This window comes from Vibrio nigripulchritudo ATCC 27043 (genome assembly GCF_000222685.1).
GTDB lineage: Bacteria > Pseudomonadota > Gammaproteobacteria > Enterobacterales > Vibrionaceae > Vibrio > Vibrio nigripulchritudo.
Genome location: NZ_AFWJ01000206.1, coordinates 1 through 1,365 on the forward strand (window position 1 = coordinate 1; position 1,365 = coordinate 1,365).

Below are 1,365 nucleotides of genomic sequence, written 5' to 3' on the forward strand. Positions count from 1 at the left end.
ACCAAGCAGGGGATATCTCTGACACTCGATAACAATCTTCCAAAGGGATTTGAAACCAGTTATCGGGCAAATGCACTGGTTCAGGTCTTATCTGAACTCGTGGACAACAGCATTGCGCACGCCTTTCACGATTCCGATACGGTTCGATCAATAAGTATTTCTCTGTACTTAAGAGATGACCTGTACATTCAGTATCAGGATACCGGAAAAGGGATCAGCGAAACTCACAGTAAACAGGTGTTCTCCCCTTTCTATTCAACCGCCAGAATTAAAGGGCACACGGGTTTAGGGTTAAACATTGCTGAAAACCTGGTCTCATTTTCTTTAGAAGGGAAAATCAGCCATAAGGGGCATTCTCTGTTCGAGATCCGTATTCCTATCAAAGAATCTGAAGATTTGGTTGCCTAAGTTTGAACGAAAAAACGCTGCATTCAGCAGCGTTTTTTTTAAAGTTTTTCTTTTGCTATCAAGTGAAGAAGAAAGGTTTCTCTCTCAATGCTCATGCCTTTCTTATCACTTTCCGCCATGGTTTTTTCATTGTGGGCAATAGCGTCGTGAATGTTAATCCAAACTGCCTTCATGCCGTTTTTAATTTCGTAATCTTCGTAGCGTGTATCACCCAACTCACTATCAATATTGCACGTATAGCAATAAGAGATCATGTGTATGACATCAGCATCGTCTTTGTACCACGGACGGAACTCTTCATAGATGCCAAATGGCTTGATATCCCGAATGTTCTGAGCACCCGTTTCCTCTTCCAGTTCACGTATCATGCCTGCGATGATGTCTTCACCTTCATCCAGACCACCACCGGGTATGGTGTAGTCGTGATACCGCTCGGTATAGAGCATAAGAATGTCGTCTCCTTTCAGCACAATTGCTCGTGCGGCATTTCGGTTAACAATCTTCTTATCGTCTAGGTGACCAATATCTGGGTGAACGGTTGTCTTAAGGTGTCTCATATACTGCTGCGGTTTGGATAAGGAGCGAGAAGTATAACGACCTATTAGAAAAGAAAAGCTCCGCAATTTGCAGAGCTTTTCATGTATCCAGTTAGCTTAAAGGCATTCGGTTCGCCGGAAATTAACCATCAGCATTAATGGTTTCGATCAATTCCTGTTGAACTGCGTCAGCGCTGTCGATGGTAATCTGACAGGTACCTGCTGCCTGGTGACCACCGCCGCCGTATTTCAGCATCAATTCACCAACATTGGTTTTTGAGCCACGATCAAAAATGGATTTACCTGTCGCGAAAACAATGTTTTGCTTCTGGAAACCCCACATTTTATGAATCGAGATATTACACTGCGGATAAAGCGCGTAGATTAAGAAACGGTTACCAGCATAAATAACATCTTCGTT

2 protein-coding genes and 1 pseudogene are annotated in these 1,365 nt (G+C 43.2%); 1 reads left to right on the top strand and 2 read right to left on the bottom strand.

Annotated elements, in window-relative coordinates; genetic code table 11:
* Nucleotides 1-408 (top strand): ATP-binding protein (locus tag RH89_RS15145; RefSeq protein ID WP_004403716.1); only part of this gene is annotated, 408 nt, incomplete at its 5' end.
* 38 nt (nucleotides 409-446) lie between these two features.
* Here the strand turns inward: RH89_RS15145 and RH89_RS15150 are convergent.
* Nucleotides 447-965 (bottom strand): NUDIX hydrolase, encoded by a 519-nt coding sequence (locus RH89_RS15150; RefSeq protein WP_004403717.1) that lies wholly within the window; start codon nucleotides 963-965, stop codon nucleotides 447-449.
* A 121-nt stretch (nucleotides 966-1,086) separates the two neighbouring features.
* Nucleotides 1,087-1,365 (bottom strand): annotated as a pseudogene (locus RH89_RS15155) (exopolyphosphatase); the annotation flags it as partial.